Annotated in this window: 15 protein-coding genes; 3 read left to right on the plus strand and 12 right to left on the minus strand. The window is 65.8% G+C overall.

Going from position 1 to position 16,257, the window contains the following annotated elements:
* Positions 1–41: 41 nt before the first annotated feature.
* Both OXM58_05270 and OXM58_05275 read right to left on the minus strand, forming a co-directional pair.
* Entirely contained in the window at positions 42–323 is a 282-nt protein-coding gene (locus tag OXM58_05270; protein MDE0147761.1) for a hypothetical protein, read from the minus strand.
* 60 nt (positions 324–383) lie between these two features.
* Positions 384–1,514, minus strand: a complete 1,131-nt coding sequence (locus OXM58_05275; GenBank protein ID MDE0147762.1) for an OmpA family protein — start codon at positions 1,512–1,514, stop codon at positions 384–386.
* A 270-nt stretch (positions 1,515–1,784) separates the two neighbouring features.
* On the opposite strand from OXM58_05275, the gene OXM58_05280 reads away from it, so the two are divergent.
* A complete protein-coding gene (locus OXM58_05280; GenBank protein ID MDE0147763.1) occupies positions 1,785–2,690 on the plus strand; it encodes a DMT family transporter in 906 nt (301 codons plus the stop codon).
* On the opposite strand, the gene OXM58_05285 is transcribed toward OXM58_05280, so the two are convergent.
* The 4 genes from OXM58_05285 to OXM58_05300 form a co-directional block, all read right to left on the minus strand.
* Positions 2,681–3,490, minus strand: a complete 810-nt coding sequence (locus tag OXM58_05285) for a DUF169 domain-containing protein (protein MDE0147764.1) — start codon at positions 3,488–3,490, stop codon at positions 2,681–2,683. The two genes, OXM58_05280 and OXM58_05285, sit on opposite strands and share 10 nt — an antisense overlap.
* A 126-nt stretch (positions 3,491–3,616) precedes the next feature.
* Positions 3,617–3,973: a hypothetical protein gene (locus OXM58_05290; GenBank protein ID MDE0147765.1), complete on the minus strand. Its 357-nt coding sequence runs from the start codon at positions 3,971–3,973 to the stop codon at positions 3,617–3,619.
* A 131-nt stretch (positions 3,974–4,104) separates the two neighbouring features.
* Positions 4,105–5,913: a cation acetate symporter gene (locus OXM58_05295; protein ID MDE0147766.1), complete on the minus strand. Its 1,809-nt coding sequence runs from the start codon at positions 5,911–5,913 to the stop codon at positions 4,105–4,107.
* A gap of 11 nt (positions 5,914–5,924) precedes the next feature.
* A complete protein-coding gene (locus tag OXM58_05300; protein MDE0147767.1) occupies positions 5,925–6,197 on the minus strand; it encodes a DUF4212 domain-containing protein in 273 nt (90 codons plus the stop codon).
* A 157-nt stretch (positions 6,198–6,354) separates the two neighbouring features.
* Here OXM58_05300 and OXM58_05305 point away from each other — a divergent pair, with 157 nt between their 5' ends.
* Positions 6,355–7,005 (plus strand): hypothetical protein, encoded by a 651-nt coding sequence (locus OXM58_05305; GenBank protein MDE0147768.1) that lies wholly within the window; start codon positions 6,355–6,357, stop codon positions 7,003–7,005.
* A gap of 15 nt (positions 7,006–7,020) precedes the next feature.
* On the plus strand, positions 7,021–9,168 hold the full coding sequence (locus tag OXM58_05310) for a DUF294 nucleotidyltransferase-like domain-containing protein (protein ID MDE0147769.1): 2,148 nt from the start codon (positions 7,021–7,023) through the stop codon (positions 9,166–9,168).
* Between the two features lie 40 nt (positions 9,169–9,208).
* Here OXM58_05310 and OXM58_05315 read toward each other — a convergent pair whose 3' ends face one another.
* The 6 genes from OXM58_05315 to dctP form a co-directional block, all read right to left on the minus strand.
* Complete coding sequence (locus OXM58_05315) at positions 9,209–10,465, minus strand: hypothetical protein (GenBank protein ID MDE0147770.1); 1,257 nt, start codon at positions 10,463–10,465, stop codon at positions 9,209–9,211.
* Between the two features lie 52 nt (positions 10,466–10,517).
* The gene (locus OXM58_05320; protein ID MDE0147771.1) at positions 10,518–12,287 is read right to left on the minus strand and encodes a purine/pyrimidine permease; all 1,770 of its coding nucleotides are present in this window, start codon (positions 12,285–12,287) and stop codon (positions 10,518–10,520) included.
* A 150-nt stretch (positions 12,288–12,437) separates the two neighbouring features.
* Complete coding sequence (locus OXM58_05325) at positions 12,438–13,181, minus strand: 4'-phosphopantetheinyl transferase superfamily protein (GenBank protein ID MDE0147772.1); 744 nt, start codon at positions 13,179–13,181, stop codon at positions 12,438–12,440.
* Between the two features lie 234 nt (positions 13,182–13,415).
* The gene (locus OXM58_05330) at positions 13,416–14,675 is read right to left on the minus strand and encodes a TRAP transporter large permease (GenBank protein ID MDE0147773.1); all 1,260 of its coding nucleotides are present in this window, start codon (positions 14,673–14,675) and stop codon (positions 13,416–13,418) included.
* 4 nt (positions 14,676–14,679) lie between these two features.
* Positions 14,680–15,183: a TRAP transporter small permease gene (locus OXM58_05335; protein ID MDE0147774.1), complete on the minus strand. Its 504-nt coding sequence runs from the start codon at positions 15,181–15,183 to the stop codon at positions 14,680–14,682.
* A gap of 16 nt (positions 15,184–15,199) precedes the next feature.
* Positions 15,200–16,198 (minus strand): TRAP transporter substrate-binding protein DctP, encoded by a 999-nt coding sequence (gene dctP, locus OXM58_05340; protein MDE0147775.1) that lies wholly within the window; start codon positions 16,196–16,198, stop codon positions 15,200–15,202.
* Positions 16,199–16,257: the final 59 nt, after the last annotated feature.

Raw genomic sequence — 16,257 nt, forward strand, 5'->3', positions numbered from 1 at the left:
GCCGGGGCTCGCCCCGCGGCAGCGGCTCGCGGCGATCGATTTCAGCCGCCGCCGGCACTGCGCCGCTCCTTGACAAGGTCGGCGATCCGGGCGTTCAACCGGGTAATCTCGGCCTCTGCGGCAGCCGCAGCCGCCGCCAGTTCCGACCTCTCGGCCTCGCTTTCAAGGGCCTGCGCCCCGGCCTCCGCAACCGGCCGTTCCAGGTCGCCGATCCGGTCTTGCGCGCCTTTCCGGCGAAGGCCCCAGATCAGCCAGCCGGCGACCAGGCCGATAGCGTAGGCGATGACCAGCCAGAGCCAGATCTCGCCGATCAGGTATCCCATGATGCTCTCCCCGCTTGGCGCCGGCCGCGGACGAGGGCCGGCGCACCCGACTCCGGCCGGCTATTCCGACATGGCGAATTCGATCCGCCGGTTCTTCGCCCTGCCCGCTTCCGTATCGTTGGCGACGAGGGGCTGCGTCCCGCCGAAACCCCGGGCGGACACCCGGTCAGGAGGAACGCCGAGGCCGGTCATGTGGGCGGCGACCGCTTGCGATCTCGCCGCGCTCAGTTTCCGGTCGCGTTCGGCATCGCCGGTGTCGTCGGTGTGGCCCCGAACCTCGATCCTGACGCCGACGCACCGCTTGGCCGCCATCGTCAGCGCATCGAGCAGGGCTTTGCTTTCCGGCGCGATCGTCGCCGTCTCTGGCGCAAATCCGATCGGCGTGTCCCGCTTCAGCCGGTCGAACGCCGCGCGGCAGGCCTGCGCCGACGACAGGGCCGGCAAAACGGTCGTTTGGTCTGCTATGCCCGCAACACCCTTGACGGATTCGAGCGAAGCCCTTGCCGCGGCGACCCTCGCCTTACGCTCGGCTTCGACGGGCGCGGCCCCGGACAGGGTGAAGCTGCGCCCCTCCACGACACATTTCAGCCAGTTGAGCGTGAATCCTGCGACGGCGGACTCGCAGGCGGCGCCAAGAATCCGCCGCATCTCGCTGGACGATTGATAGTGCGCCCTTGTCGTGTCGCGGACCGTTTCCCGGGCATTCAGCGACTCGACGGCGGTAAAGACCTTTTCGACGGCGATGCGGCGCGCCGTGTGGGTCAGGGCGATCCCGCCGAGCGTCACGGTCTGCCCCTTGACCGCGCATTTCATCCAGGCCGCCGGCAAGCCGGACACCGCACGCTTGCAGATGTCGAAGAGCATCGCTTCGATTTCGGCCATGGACCTGAAACGCGCCGTCGTATTGTCGCGCACCTCGCGAATTCCGGGGATGGTGTCGATTGCCGGGGCGGCCTTTTCCGCCGCCTGCCGGCGCTCCGACGGCAACAAGGCCTCGCCCTCGAGAATGGCGTCGCGCCCGCGGACCTCGACCGAAGCCCAGGGCGGTCCGGTTTCGTCGAGCTTCCCGTCGGCGGCGCGCTGGAGATCGGCCTCGATTTTCCGGGCACTGTCCAGGCCGTAGATCGCGACCGCACCGACGATCAGCACGGCCGCCAGACCTGCGGTGAGAATCCCGAGAAACCTGCCCATGCTCCGCCGCTCCGGCTCCCGGCAAGCGCAACCGCACCGATCGGGCCGTCGCGTCCGGCCGTCGTTGCCGACCTGTGTCTTCGCAACAGCGCGCCGGTAGGCGCCGCCCGCAGCCGGATCGGATTATAGGGCTTTGCGAACCTGTTTTGCCGGTTTTCTTGCCGGTTTTCGTGCCGGGGACCGTCGACCCCGACATCCCGCGAAGGTCCGAAACGGTGCGCCCGGAGATCGGGGCTTTTTCCCGCCAAGTTTCGATGATAGGGCGGCGCCATGAGAGGAAAAGTGCCCGAACCGGATTACAGGATCGGCTTCGCCCTGGTGCTGGTCGCCTCGGCGTGTTTCGGGCTGGGTCCGGCCCTCGGGCAGTTCGCCGCCGACAACGGCCTGTCGCCGCTCACAACGACGGCGTGGCGTTTCGTGATTCCGGTGCTGGTCCTGTCACCGTTCCTGCCGCGCGCCTTCGCGCATGGCCGGCTCGCCTTCGTGGGGCTGGCGGTGGGCGCGATCGCCGCGCTCGGCATGGTCGCCTACTTCACCGCCCTGCGCCATCTCAGCGTCGCGACCGTTTCGGTGATCTATTTCACCTACCCGCTGTTCACGATCCTGCTCGACCGTCTCCTGTTCGGCGAACGCATCCGCCGCCGGGCGATCGCCGCCTCGTTGTTGATCGTCGCCGCCGCGGTTGTCGTCGTGCCTGCCGCAAAGCTGAGTGGCGGAAAGGCGGAAATCATCCTGCTGGCCTTCGCCGCACCGGTCGGATTCGCCATCCTGATCGTTGCCCTGTCGCGCACGCTGACGCCGATCCCCCTCCTGCCGCGCGCCAGCATCGGCCTGACCGGCGCACTGGCCGGCCTCGCGCCCGGATTTCTCCTGTTCGAAGCCGGGCCGCTGCTGCCGGCCGCGCCGCAGGCCGCAGCCACGCTCATCGTCTTCGCCGCCGCGACCACCGTGATTCCGCAGCTGCTCTACACCGCGGGTTCCCGCCACGCCGGCGCCGGCCTGACGGCGATTGCCGGCGCGTTCGAACTGGTCGTGGCGCTGCTCGTCGGCTGGATCTGGCTCGGCGATCCGGTGCTCACCCGCGAAGTCATCGCAGGTTCGCTGATTCTGGCGGCGCTGGCGTCGGCCGTCGTGCCCCTTCCGGCGGGTATGAGGGGCCGAAACGGTCAGCCGTAGCTCGCCGCCAGCCCGGCCCGGGCATCGCCCTGGATGCCGAATTGCGGGATCGGGTAGCGCAGGCCGTTCTTCGACAGGGCGGCCAGACCGTCGATCACGCCCGGCAGGTAGGACGGCGGAATCGCCATCAGCAGCTCATCCTCCAGCACGCCGCCATAACGCCGTTCGGCAAAGCACGGGATCGACAGGCTGGGCTCGCCGGTCTTGAGCGCGCGGCCCCAGCTGTCGGCGCAGGCGCTCTCGCCGACGCAGCCCCATTCGAGTTTCCTGTAGCCGGTCCATTGCAGCCCGTTGATGAACAGAATCATCTGGGCCGGCGTGCCGTAGATCAGGCAGATGTCCGGCGGATCGAGCCGGCCGGCGGCGAGCGGCGAAACCGCCATTGCGGCGTAGGTTCCGTGCGGGACCACATCCATCGCTTCCTGGTGGGCGGCAGCATCGGCCGATGTCTCGAACCACACGCCGGCCATATGCTCGCCGGAAAGCCATTCCGGGTTCTGCGGATGCAGGCCGATCACCGCGCCGCACTGGGCGCCGACCAGATCCTCCTGGGTGATGCCGACCGTCCAGTTGAGACGGCAGGCCTGGGCGACGATCTGGTCGGTCGTGTGGATCGTGCCCCCGGGCCGCCGGATGCGCGGCACCGCCTCCATGGCCTCGACCGTTTCGAACAGCTTCATGCCGATGGGCGTCGTGCGCAAGCGCAGATAGCGGTTCAGGCCCGCGACGAGGCCCGCATAGTCGTAGGCCGGGCGCGCATCGTCGCCCACGGACGATTCGGACGGGGATGAGGGCAGCATGGCGGGTCTCCAGGAACGGTGTTGGCGCATTCAACCACAGGGACAGGCCGGGACCCAACAGCATCCCCGCCCCGGTGCCGAACCGCCGGCAGGAAATTGCCATGGCGGTACCGCCTTTCGACCGGGCTACGGCATCAACGGCCCGAAGGTGCGGTAGAGCCAGCCGGCGAAATCGTCCTCCAGCGGGAAGGACAGCATGCCCAGGACCGAATAGCCCAGCAGCCACGGCATCAGGAAGAAGCGGATCATATAGAAGAACCAGGCGACGTAGAGCGGGATCATCGGCTCGATGATGAAGCCGGGCGTGATCGGCTTGAAGACCCGGAGGAACGGGTCCGTGATCTTCACGAAGGCCTTCATAAAAAAGAAGGGAGAATTCGTCGGCAGGAAGATGTTCATGCCGAAGCGGCCGATCAGCGTCCACATGATCGCGCCCAGGACATAGTCCAGGCCTATCGCCCAGATCGGGATTCCTGCAGGCATATTCCATCTCTCGTTTCGCGCTGCGCCGGCAGCATAGGAATTTTCGGGAGCGGAACAAGGTTCCGAGCGCGCGCAAAAAATTCGGGGGCGGAACTGGGTTCCGCCCCCGGTGCAGTTTCGGTTGGTTGGCGTCAGTGCGAAGCTTCGAGGATCGCGGACCCGCTTGGATCGCGGGTATTGTCCACCATCTGCTGAACCTCGTCGCTCGGCGCCGGGGTCATCAGGCTGACGACGACCATCGCCACCAGGCTGACCGGCATGCCGATGATGCCGAACCGGAGATGGTTCAGCTCGAACAGCGTTTGACCGGTGGTGTAGGTCCACCAGAGGTAGACCGACCCGGCCCCGAAGCCGAGGACCATGCCCGCAATCGCGCCCGCCGTCGTTGCCCGTTTCCACCAGACACCCAGGACGAGCGGGAAGAACAGGCCCGAGCAGGCGAAGCAGAAGGCCCAGGCGACCGCCCCCAGAATACCGGTTAGCTGGAAACTGGCGACGATAGCGCCGAGCGCACCGATCACGATCAGCAACACGCGGGCGACGATCAGGCGCCGCGCGGTGTCGGCCTTCGGATCGATGATCTTGTAGTACAGATCGTGGCTCAGCGCGTTGGCGATGGCGAGCAGCAGCCCGTCCGCCGTCGACATGGCGGCCGCCATGCCGCCTGCCGCGACCAGGCCCGAGATCACATACGGCAGCCCCGCGATTTCCGGCGTGGCCAGCACGACGATGTCGGGCCGCATGAAGAACTCGTTGACCTGCAGGATGCCATCCTTGTTGCCATCCGTTATCGCCAGCATCTTCACGTCGACCCAGTTCTTGACCCATTCGAGATTGCTCACATCCGCAACGGATTTGCCGATGATGCTGGTCGCGAGGTTGGGATCGAACAGCTGCAGCTTGGTCAGCGTGGCCAGGGCCGGCGCCGTGAAGTACAGCAGGAAGATGAAGAACAGCGAGAAGGACACGGAACGCCGCGCCGCGCGAACGGTCGGCGTCGTGAAGTAGCGCATCAGGATGTGCGGCAGCGACGCGGTCCCTGCCATCATGCAGAGTGCCAGGGTCACGAACTGCCAGCTGTGCGCAGCGTCACCGGGTGCGTTGTGCAGGCTGGTGAGAATTCTCACCCCCGGCACCTTTTCGACGGCAGCGGCGCCGACATTCAGCGTCGGCTCAAGCTCCGTGATCCGCGCCACGGCTTCGCCGTAGGTGAAGTGCGGAATGATGCCGAAGCCCTGCGCGTTGGACATCCAGATGACCGGCACGAGGTAGGCGATGATCAGCACGATATACTGCGCCACCTGCGTCCAGGTCACTGCGCGCATGCCGCCGAGCATCGAGCAGAGCAGGATACCCAGCAGGCCGAACCAGACGCCGACCTCGAACGGGATGTGCAGCGCGCGCGCCGCGATCGTTCCGGTGGCGTTGATCTGCGCCGTCACATAAGTGAAGGACGTCACAACCAGGATGATAACGGCCACGAACCGCGCCGTGTTGCCGCCGTAACGGGTTCCGATGAAGTCGGGCACCGTGTAGCAGCCGAACTTGCGCAGATACGGCGCGAGCAGCGCGTTCACCAGCACATAGCCGCCGGTCCAGCCGACGACGAAGGCGAGGTAACCGTGTCCGCCGAAATAGATGCCGCCGGCCAGCGCCACGAAGGACGCGCCGGACATCCAGTCCGCCGCCGTCGCCATCCCGTTGAACACGGGCGGCACTTCGCGGCCGGCGACATAGTAGGCCGACACCTGCATGGTGCGCGACAGCCAGCCGATCGCGGCGTAGATGACGACCGTGAAGATGACGAACAGGATGCCGATGGTGTCGGCGCCCAGGCCCGCCTGCTCCAGGATCGCCATCAGAATGATGAAGACGACGAAGCCGCCGGTGTACATGCCGTAAATTTTCGGCAGGTTCTCGATGAAGTTCCCTTTGAACATGACGGTCTCCCCTACCCTTCGGTTTCGTCGCCGGAGAGACCCGCATCAGCGTCGATCTTGTCCTGCTGCCAGTTCTGGTAGAAGATCAGCAGCACGAAAATGATCAGCGAGCCCTGGACTGCGAGATAGTAGCCCAACGGGAATCCGATGAAGGAAACCCCGTTTAGGCTCTTAGCGAACCAATGCACCAGAAGGGAGAAAATGAACCATATGATCAGGACGATGATCGTAAGGGTTCTGGTCCTCTCCCAATGGCGCGTCCGCTGGCCTGACGAATCGGACATGCGGCACCATCCTCTGAGATATGTTCGAAAGCGATTCCGTGGTGTATCCCGGCAATCTCCGGACCGGGCACACGGAGCGGGAAATTTATACGGTGACAAAGAAATGTGTCAAGGTACCATGATTCTCACACATTAAGTCGTAGATTAAATTTCTGCGATGATCCTCTCTCTTCTTCAAACACTGTCCGGCCCTATAAAGAGTATCGCCGAGCGATTCGACCGCACACCGATAGAATCGGTCGAGAATTTGTATCTTTTTGCCCGGACACGCGCTTCGTTCGTGGCGCAAACATCACTGTTCGGATACCTGAAAGCCCGTATGGGCACACAATTTCGCGAATATTTCACTGATGAAATATTTGCTCAGTCGATACAGGCTTCGTCGGTAAAAGTGTTTGTCTCCTGCCTGTCGGACCTGACGGTCTACGTCGTTGCGAACGTCGCGGAGTCGGGCCGCCTGACCCGGACGGAAGCCGAAGCCATGGCGCGGCAATGCTTCGACCTCGGGATGCGCGGCGGCCTGGCGGACGTCGACGGCAAAATGGTTCCGGCCGACGCCTACGAACGGTTCGAACAGCGGCTGCGCGAAACGGACTGGGCCACCGCGACGGCCAGTGACGTGGCTTTTTCCCTCAGTCCGGTCGACCTGACGCGCTTCGCGCCGGTCATCGACGATTTCAAGAAGCTCGACCGAAAGATCGTCGCCACGTCGATCGGCAACAAATGGCGCGAGGTCCGCACCGCCTTTCGGGACCGCGCGGTTCCCGACAGGATCGCGATCGACTGGCGGAGCGGCGCCGGGCTGTAGCGTTCGAGGCCGCATATGAGCTTTCGGGCCACATCGGGCGGACTCTCCGGCATGCCGCTTGCCAGCATTCCGGCCGTCGCCATCGATACGGAAACCACCGGCCTCGATGTCGGGAAAGTCCGGATCGTCGAGATCGGCGCGGTCGGCCTGGAAACCTGCGCGCCGGGCGCGCAGCGCGTTTTTTCCGAACTGGTCGATCCCGGCATTCCGATCCCGGCCTCCTCGACCGGAATCCACGGTATCGCCGATGCCGATGTCGCCGGTGCGCCCTCGTTTCCGGAGCGCATGGCCGAATTTGCGGCATGGGCCGGGCCGACGGTCGTGATCGGCTATTCCGTCGGTTTCGATCTGGCGGTGTTGAAGGCCGAGCACGAACGCCATGGCCTGCCGTGGCAGCCGCCGCGGTCCCTCGACGTCGGGCATCTGGTCGATCTGGTGGCTCCTGCCCTGCCCGAGAAGTCGCTCGAAACGGCGGCGGGCTGGCTGGGCGTGGAGCTGTCCGGGCGGCACCGCGCGCTGGGCGATGCCCGGGCCGCTGCGGAAATCTACCGCGCCGTCGTGCCGAAACTGCGGGAAAAGGGGATCGTGACGCTGGCCCAGGCCGAGCGGGCCGTCCGCGCGCTCTCGGCCCGGATGACGGAAGAAGCGCAATCCGGCTGGCACGACATGGGACAGAGCGGCGACGCGCGCGACGGGAGCCGGATCGCCGAATACGTCCGGATCGACAGCTTCGCCTACCGCCACCGCGTCGCCGACCTGATGAAGACACCGCCGCTCACGGTCGACAACGACCGGCCGGTCAGGGCGGCGCTCGCCGCGATGATGGAAAGGAAGGTCAGTTCCCTGTTCCTGCCGCCGGAAACCGCCGACGGCCCGAACGGAAGCGGGGACGGTATCGTGACCGAGCGGGACATCATGCGGGCGATCGACCGGGACGGTCCGGCGGCGCTCGACGCACCGGTCGGCAATCTCGGCCAGCGCCCGCTGGTGACGATCCACAAGGATGAATTCGTCTACCGGGCGATCGCCCGGATGTCGGGCGGCGGCTTCCGGCATCTCGGCGTCGTGGACGAAAGCGGCGCGCTGTGCGGCGCGCTGAGCGCGCGGGACCTGCTGCGCCAGCGGGCCGGCGACGCGGTCGCCCTGGGCGACAGCATCGAATCGGCCCGGTCGCGCTTCGAACTGGGCCGGGTCTGGTCGCAGCTCACGGCGGTCGCCCGCGCCCTGGTGTTCGAGGAGGTCGACGCGCGGAGCATCGCCTCGATGATCTCGCGCGAATTGCGGGCCCTGACCGCACGGGCATGCGAGCTGGCGGCGGCGGAAATGGCCGAAGCCGGTCTGGGCGAAGCGCCGGCGCCCTACGCCCTGCTCGTACTCGGCTCCGGCGGCCGCGGCGAGAGTCTGCTGGCGATGGATCAGGACAACGCGCTCATCTATGCCGACGACGCCCCGGACGGCGCCGACGAATGGTTCGAGCAACTGGGCCGGCGGACCGCCGACATCCTCGACGAGACCGGCGTGATCTACTGTCCCGGCGGCATCATGGCTTCCAACGCCGCCTGGCGTAAGCCGCTCGGCGTCTGGCGGGAGACCGTCCGGTCCTGGATCGGTCGGTCGCGCGCCGAGGACCTGCTCAACTGCGATATCTTCTTCGACGCCCAGGCCGTGCTCGGCGCGAGGGACATGGCCGACAGCCTGCGCGCCGAAGCGCTCGAACTGGCCCGGCAGGCCAGGAATTTCCACAAGTTCCTCGCCATCTCGGCCGGGAATTTCGATACGCCGGTCGGCATGTTCGGACGGTTCAGGACGGAAGCCGGCCGGGTCGATCTCAAGATCGGCGGGATCATGCCGATCTTCTCGGCCGCGCGGGTGATCGCGTTGATGCACGGCGTCGAGGCGCGCACGACGCCGAAGCGGCTCGCTGCCGCACGCGGGATCGAGACGGTGTCGGGAAAGGACGTCGACGATCTCGTCGGGGCGCACCGTATCCTGCTGAGCCTGATTCTCGGGCAGCAGTTGCGCGATATCGACGCCGGTGAGGCGCTGTCCAACAAAGTCGCGCCGTCGGAGCTCAACGGGTTCGAGAAGCAGGAAATGAAATGGGCGCTGGCACAGGTGCCGCTGGTCTCGAACCTGCTCGGCGTGCCGGCCCTCGGCCGGTGATCCGGGCTGCCGCCGGCCGGCGGCCTTTTCGCGAAGTCTACTATTCCGCGGCCTGGTCGGGGACGATTGCGGTTTCCTTCGGCCCGCCGGCCACTTCGTCGCTGCCCACCACCCGCAGCTTCGGAACCGGCGGCCCGGTTCGCTCGCTCTCTCCCATCTCGGATACCCGCCCGAGAATGTGCTCGCGGAGCGACGACCCGGCCGCTGCGCCGCCGGTATCCGACTGGCCCGAAACCGCCGCCGGCGGCACCTGCACGCCGGTTTCCTGCAGGCGCCGGATGGTCTGGAAATAGATTTCGTCGGTCGCCTCGCGGCGCTGCGGCGGCCGGTGCGCCGCCAGGTTCTTCGGCCAGACCACCTTGTCGTAGACCAGCCGGTAGAGCTCGGTCTTCATGTGCGGCGCCCAGTTGTTCTGGCGCGCGTTGGCGCGGTGCTGGCGCAGCCCCTCGATATTGACCGGCGCGGCGACGAAGGCGTCGCCCTGGGTGCGGATTTCGTGCGCGATCTGGCCGCGATAATCGACGATCATGGGATGGCCGCCGGTCACGAAGCCGCGGGTGCCCGCCGCATCGACGGTGTGGTAGCCGGTGTTGGGCGCGATGACATAGCAGTTGTTGTCCAGCGCCCGCGCCTGGTTCTGGACCTGCCAGACGCCGGTCGAGATCTTGTTCTCGATGGAACTCGGCCGGTAAACGATTTCGGCGCCGTTCATCATCAGGCCGCGCGCCAGTTCCGGATAGTTGCCCTCCATGCAGATCAGGCAGCCGATATTGCCGATCGGCGTCTGCGCGACCGGGAAGAAGGCGTCGAGCCCGTCGCCGAACATCGCAACCCACTGGTCCCAGACATCGTGGGGCGTCGTCGTGTGCTCGATGGTGAACACGACATTCTTGCGATGGACGTGAACGACGGCACCGGACGGATCGATGATGAAAGCGGTGTTGAAGAACCGGTCGGGAAACTCCGCCATCCGCGCCTTGGCCTGGCCGATCAGGTAGAGACCCCACTTGACCGCCTTTTCCGCCAGGCGGTCGGTGACCGGGCCGGGGATGTCGATGGCGCCGCTGCGCGCGTAGTCCGCCGATTCCCAGTCATGGAATTCGTCCGGGAAGCCCTGGATCGCGCCTTCGCAGAGGGCCAGCAGGCGCGGGCGGTATTCCATCGAATGGAGGACCGCCATGTCGATCATGTGATCGAGATGGCGCAGGTTGCGCTCGTAATCCGGCGCGTCCGCGACCCGGAACTTGCAGTCGACCGTATCGGTCTGCAGCCCGATGGCGTTGTAGATTTCGCTCACGATCCGCACCCCCGCTTCCCGCCGTGCAGTCTACATGAAGTCTGCCCGGCCGCTACTTTACTCTGCTACTTCCGAGCGCCGGGTATTTCACCTGGACGGTCACGATATCCGTGTCGTGGTATTGCTGGTGGCGCACCGACGAGGCCAGGTGGCGCAACAGACGAAGCGAGACCTCCTGCTCGACCGGCGTTTCTTCGCCCCGGGCGTCGAGCACGGCGAGTCGCTCCTGCACATTTTCCCCTCTCGGCGCGACGACAAATTCAAGCAGCGCGCCGTCTTCGCCCTTCGACGCGGACAGCCGCAGGCGCCGCGCCCGGCCGGGCGCCCCGGATCGGTCTTCCGGCCCGAGAAGCGTCAACAGCGTCTCCTCGCCAACGGCGTCGAGCCGGTCTGCCATGGCGTTCTCCCAGCGGTTGCGCGCCGCAAAACCGGCGAGGAAATCGCGGATTTTCGGCAAGGCGGCAATGCCAAACTCTGTTTCCGTGCGAACCGGGCGGGGTCCGAGAAAATCCACGATCCAGGTCATGACGATCGCGACGAGACCGCCGGAAGTGATCCCGTTCGAGAATATTCCGCCGGCGAATTCGGATACCAGTTCGGGGTAGATCGCGCCGTTCTGGAATCCGACTCCGAGCCAGAAGGACACCCCGACCACCATGCCCTTGCGGTAGTCCATGCCGTCCTGCATCACCATTCCGATGCCGACCATGAACAGCATCGCAACAAGGACGAGGAGATAGGCGGCGACGACCGGGCCCGGTATCGCCAGCACGACCGCCAGCGCCTTGGGCAGGAATGCCAGCACAAGGAAGACCGCCCCCGTGGCGACCGCGACGACCCGCGCCGCGACCCCGGTGATCTCAATGAGCGGGGCGGCGAGCGAATAGGTCGTGTTCGGGACGGTTCCGGCGAGGCCGCACAATAGGTTGCTCATTCCGTCGACGGTGACCGTGCCTTGCACCGCGCGGAAATCCACCGGCCGTTTCCGACGCCAGGAAACCTGCTGGAGCGCCGCATTGCTGCTCATCGCCCGGATCGTGCCGATCACGGCAGTCAGCAGGAAGGCCGGAAGCAAGGCCCAGAAGACGGGTCCGAAATCCAGATCCAGGCCCGGCATTTCGGCGCTCGGCAGCCCGATCCAGGATGCCGCGGCGATACGGTCCAGATCGTAGAGGCCGAAGAATGCCGCGACCGCGGTACCGGCGACGACGCCGACGATGGGCGCCCACAGCCGGAGCATCGCCGTTCCCTTCAGCGAAACGCCGAGAATTGCGAGAATCGTGACGAGCGCGATCGATGGCGCCGCATGGTCCGGGCTGCCCTGCGGAACGTCGTCCAGCATCCGGAACAGGATCGGCATGACCGTGACCGGAATGAGCATGATCACGGTGCCGGAAACCGCCGGGGTCAGGATCTTCCGGAACACCGCGAGGCGGGCGGAGAGCAGGAGCTGGAAAAGCCCTCCGATGACGACGAGGGTTGCGAGCATCGCCGGGCCGCCTTTCTCGACAGCCGTGATGCTGACTCCGATGAACGCCGCCGAACTGCCCATCACGAGCATGTGGCCGCCGCCGATCCTGCCGAAGCGAAAAGCCTGGAGCGCCGTCGCGATGCCGCTGATCGCGACGGCGGCGAACACCGCCCACGCCAGGTAGGCGTCTCCGGCGCCGCCGATGCGCATCACGGCCGTCGGAATGACGATCGGGACCGTGACGGTCAGGACGGCAAGCTGCAGTCCGAGCCCGAAGGTGAGCGCGGCCGGTGCAGGTTCGTCTGCCTCGAAGCGAAGACCCTGACCGTCGGGCGCCTGCTTCCTGCTCATGGCGGTGCGGAACCCGGGCAAAGGCCCCGAAAACGGAACGACCGAAAACGGAACGACCGAAAGCAGAACGATATGTGCAAGCTCACCGCGTCCTGACCCCTGTTGGCGATTACGGACGGCTCATCCGTACAGAAACCTGCGCCGCCGCGTTCAATGCTCCACATAACGGAGCGGATCGCAAGGATCGACCGACTCCCGGGCGATCGCGGCGGCAAACCGGATATCGCCGATATAGTCGAGACGCCATCGGACCGACGGCGTTTCGGGGAAGCTGAACAGGCTCACCGGCGCGCCCCGAACCATGGCCGGCGGAATCTCGAACTTCGCGGTATCCAGCGACAGGCCCGCGCCGACAGCCTTGACCAGCGCCTCTTTCAGGGTCCAGAGGCGATAGAACAGTTCGACCTTGCCGTCGCCGTTCGCTTCCTCCAGTTCCGCGCGCTCCTGCGGCGCGAACAGGAGCCGGATGTAACCGTCCAGCTCGCGGCGGGTGGAGCGCTCTTCCACATCGACCCCGATTCGCCCCCCGGCGGCCAGTGCGATCAGGCCGTGCCGGCCGCTATGGCTGACGTTGAAGGCCACGCGGGCCGGAACCCCGCAGATTCGGGCGAATGGCTTGCCGAATCTTGCCTTTTCAAACGAAAGATCGCCGTTGTTGCAGCCGAGTTCCCGGCAGAGGAGCGCCCGGAGCGCGGCGCGGCACAGGGTGAACTCGCGGCGCGGCCGGGGGTACAGGAACCGGAGCCGGCGCGACCGCTCCGCTTCGTCGAGCCAATCGAGCGCTTCGGATTCGCGCGCGATGTCGGCCGTCAGATCGACATGAAAGACCCTTGCGCCGTCCACTTTGCGGAATGGACGCCACAGGGCGGAAGCGGCCTCAGGCGTTACCTGCATCGGTCGAGCATATGATTTGCGCGGGACGGGCGAAACGGTCGAGCCCGGCGGCCAGTATGCCGGAACCGCCCCCGAAACGGAACGCGTTGCGGATTTTGGTAGCGGACGCCGGAACGCTGCTTGAGTCGTCCGCGCCGGCGAGCCTTGAAACCCTGAAACAAGTCGCGAGCGGCCCGGCGGCCGCGAATTCGCCAATCCCCGCGAAGGTGCGAATTCACGCCGGTATCGGCGCGGCTACCGGATCAGGAACAGCGACAGTTCGGGCACGAAGGTCACGACCATCAGCACCGCCAGGATCAGCGCGATGAAGGGCAGGACGGCCCGGCAGACCAGCAGGAAGGATTCACGGAAGGCGGTCGTGGCGACGATCAGGTTGAGCCCGACCGGCGGCGTCAGGAAGCCGACCTCCAGGTTGATCACCATGATGATGCCGAGGTGGATCGGATCGATGCCGTAGGTTCCCGCGATGCCGAGCATCAGAGGGCCGAGGATCAGGATCGCCGAGATCACGTCGATGAAGCAGCCGACGAGCAGCAGCAGCACATTCATCGCCAGCAGGAAGGTGACCGGGTCGCTGACGATTGTGCCGATCCATTCGGCCAGCGCGTGGGGCACCTGCTCGACGGTAAGCAGCGACTTGATGCTGAGCGCGACCGCGACGATGGGGAACAGCGTGCCGAGCAGCTTCGCCGTCTCGACCGACGTGTTGAAGAAATCCCGGACCCGCATTTCGCGGTGCACGAAGATTTCGATGAACAGGGCGTAGCCCAATGCGACCGCTGCAGCCTCGGTCGCCGAGAAATAGCCGGTGTAGATGCCGCCGAGCAAAACGACCGGCAGCAGCAGCGCCCAAATGCCCCTGCGCAGCGCCACAGCGATCGCGTGGAATTCCCAGGGCTTCGAAGGCAGGTGACGGTTCATCCACAAGGCATAGACGCCGAGCACCGCGGTCAGCAGGATGCCGGGCACGATGCCGGCCGTGAACAGGTCGGAAATCGATTTCTCGGTGACGATGCCGTAGAGGATGAGCGGGATTGACGGCGGGATGATGATGCCGAGCGTGCCGCCCGAGGTCAGCGCGCCGAGCGAGAAACTCCGGGAATAGCCTTCGCGCAGCAGGGCGGGATAGAGGATGGTGCCGACCGCCAGCAATGTGACCGGCGACGAGCCGGAGATGGCGGCGAAGACGGCGCAGGACAGGATCGTCGCGACCGCCAGCCCGCCGGGCAGCCATTGGGTCAGGACCCGCATGACCTCGATCAGCCGCTCGGCAATCGAACCGCGCGTCATGACGTTGCCCGCGGCGATGAACATGGGAATCGCGAGCAGAACCTCGTTGTTGAGGCTGCCCCACATGTCGTCGACGAGATAGGAGATCCGGCCGTCGCCCCAGACCAGATGGACGTAGGCGGTCGCCGTCAGCAGGATCAGGATGACGTTCTGCCGGAATGCCAGGAGCAGCAGGACGAGGCCGATCAGGCCGAGCGCCTCCACGGAGTCAGGCCCCTTCGGGCCGCGCCTCGGGCTTTAGCTCCGGAAAGGCGGCAAAAGAGAAATGCCGCACCGCCGAAGAGAAGAAGGCGTAGGGCAGGACGATCTGGATCGGCCACAGCGGCGTATACAGCACCGCAGCGCGTTCCCTGGCGGCGATGCTTTCCTCGACATAGCCGACCGCGACGATGGCGAACCCGACATAGAGCACGCCGGAGAAAACATCTCCGATGCGGCTGACGCCCGGGCTCCAGGCACGCGGGAACCAGCCGTCGGCGAATTGCGGACGCAGATGGCTGTTCGACGCGGTCGAGAGCACCAGGCCGAGGAAGCCGGCGACGATCGCGCCGAAAACGGCGATCTTCTGGGCGCCCCAGATCGCTTCGCCGAGAAATTCCCGCGACAGGACATCGGCAAGAAGCAGGCCCGCCACCCCCGCATAGGCGGCGGTGGCGAGCCCTGCCTCGAACCAGTAGAGCGTGCGCAGCGCGCGGGCTAGGCCGCTGCGCATGCGGTCGTATCGCCGGTCAAGCGGCGCAGGCCTTGCGGGCAGCCTGCAGACGCTTCCAGACCTCGGCCGACTGGCCGCCGAAATCCTTGATGATCTGCTCTTGGGCGGCCGGCGCCTTGGCGCGCCAGGCCTTCATTTCCGCCGCGTTCGGCCGGTAGACCGTCGCGCCGCCCTTGGCGATCTTGCCGAGCAATGCGGCTTCTGCGCCCCGCACTGCCTTACGCAGGAAACCGACCGACTCGTGGGCGGTCAGCAGCCATCCCTGCTGCTGCTTGTTCAGCCCGTCCCAGACCTTCTTGCTGATAACGACCCCGCCGAGCTGGTGCGAATGGTTGGTCACCGTCACAAACGGCGCGACCTTGTGATAGCCGACGGCGATACCGTAAACGGCAGGCCAGGTCGCGGCCTGGACGACGCCGGTCTTGAGCGCGGGCATGCTCTCTGCCGTGCCGATCGGTATCGAATTGGCCCCGGCGACCTTCATGTAAATCGTATCGGTCGGCGTCGGCGCCGTGCGCAGCTTGAGGCCGGCGAGGTCGGCCGGCGTCTTGATCTGCTTTTTGGCGAACACGATCTGGTTGCCGACCTCCATCCAGGTCAGCGGCACCACGCCGCCCTTGCGCAGCAGCCCTTCGTAGACCGGCAGCAGATGCTTGTCGGCCACGCAATCGGCTTCCGCCAGGTCCTTCCAGAGGAAGGGCGTGGCGAGCAGACCGAATTCTGGAGCGACCAGCGAAATGCCCGTGTTGGAGTGCGCGCCGAGATCGACCCGACCGCGTACGATCTGACGGATCGTGTTCTGCTCGTTGCCGGCGAGCTGGTCGTTGAAATAGTTCTTGATCGTCAACGTGCCGCCCGAGGCCTTCTTGACCTTCTCGGCAATTCGAATGACGAATTTGCCCCACGGCGTTTGCGGCGGCGGCGAAATCGAAAGCTTGAGCTCCAGGGCCTGTGCGGCCGGTGCGGCCAGCAGCGCCGCAGCGCCGAGCGCCAGAATCGTCGAACGGAATTTCATCTGTTTCCTCCCGGTGATGATGAACCTGTGATGATGAACCTGAAGATTATGAGCCTGAC

The sequence above is a fragment of the Rhodospirillaceae bacterium genome (genome assembly GCA_028819475.1).
Taxonomy (GTDB): Bacteria; Pseudomonadota; Alphaproteobacteria; order Bin65; family Bin65; genus Bin65.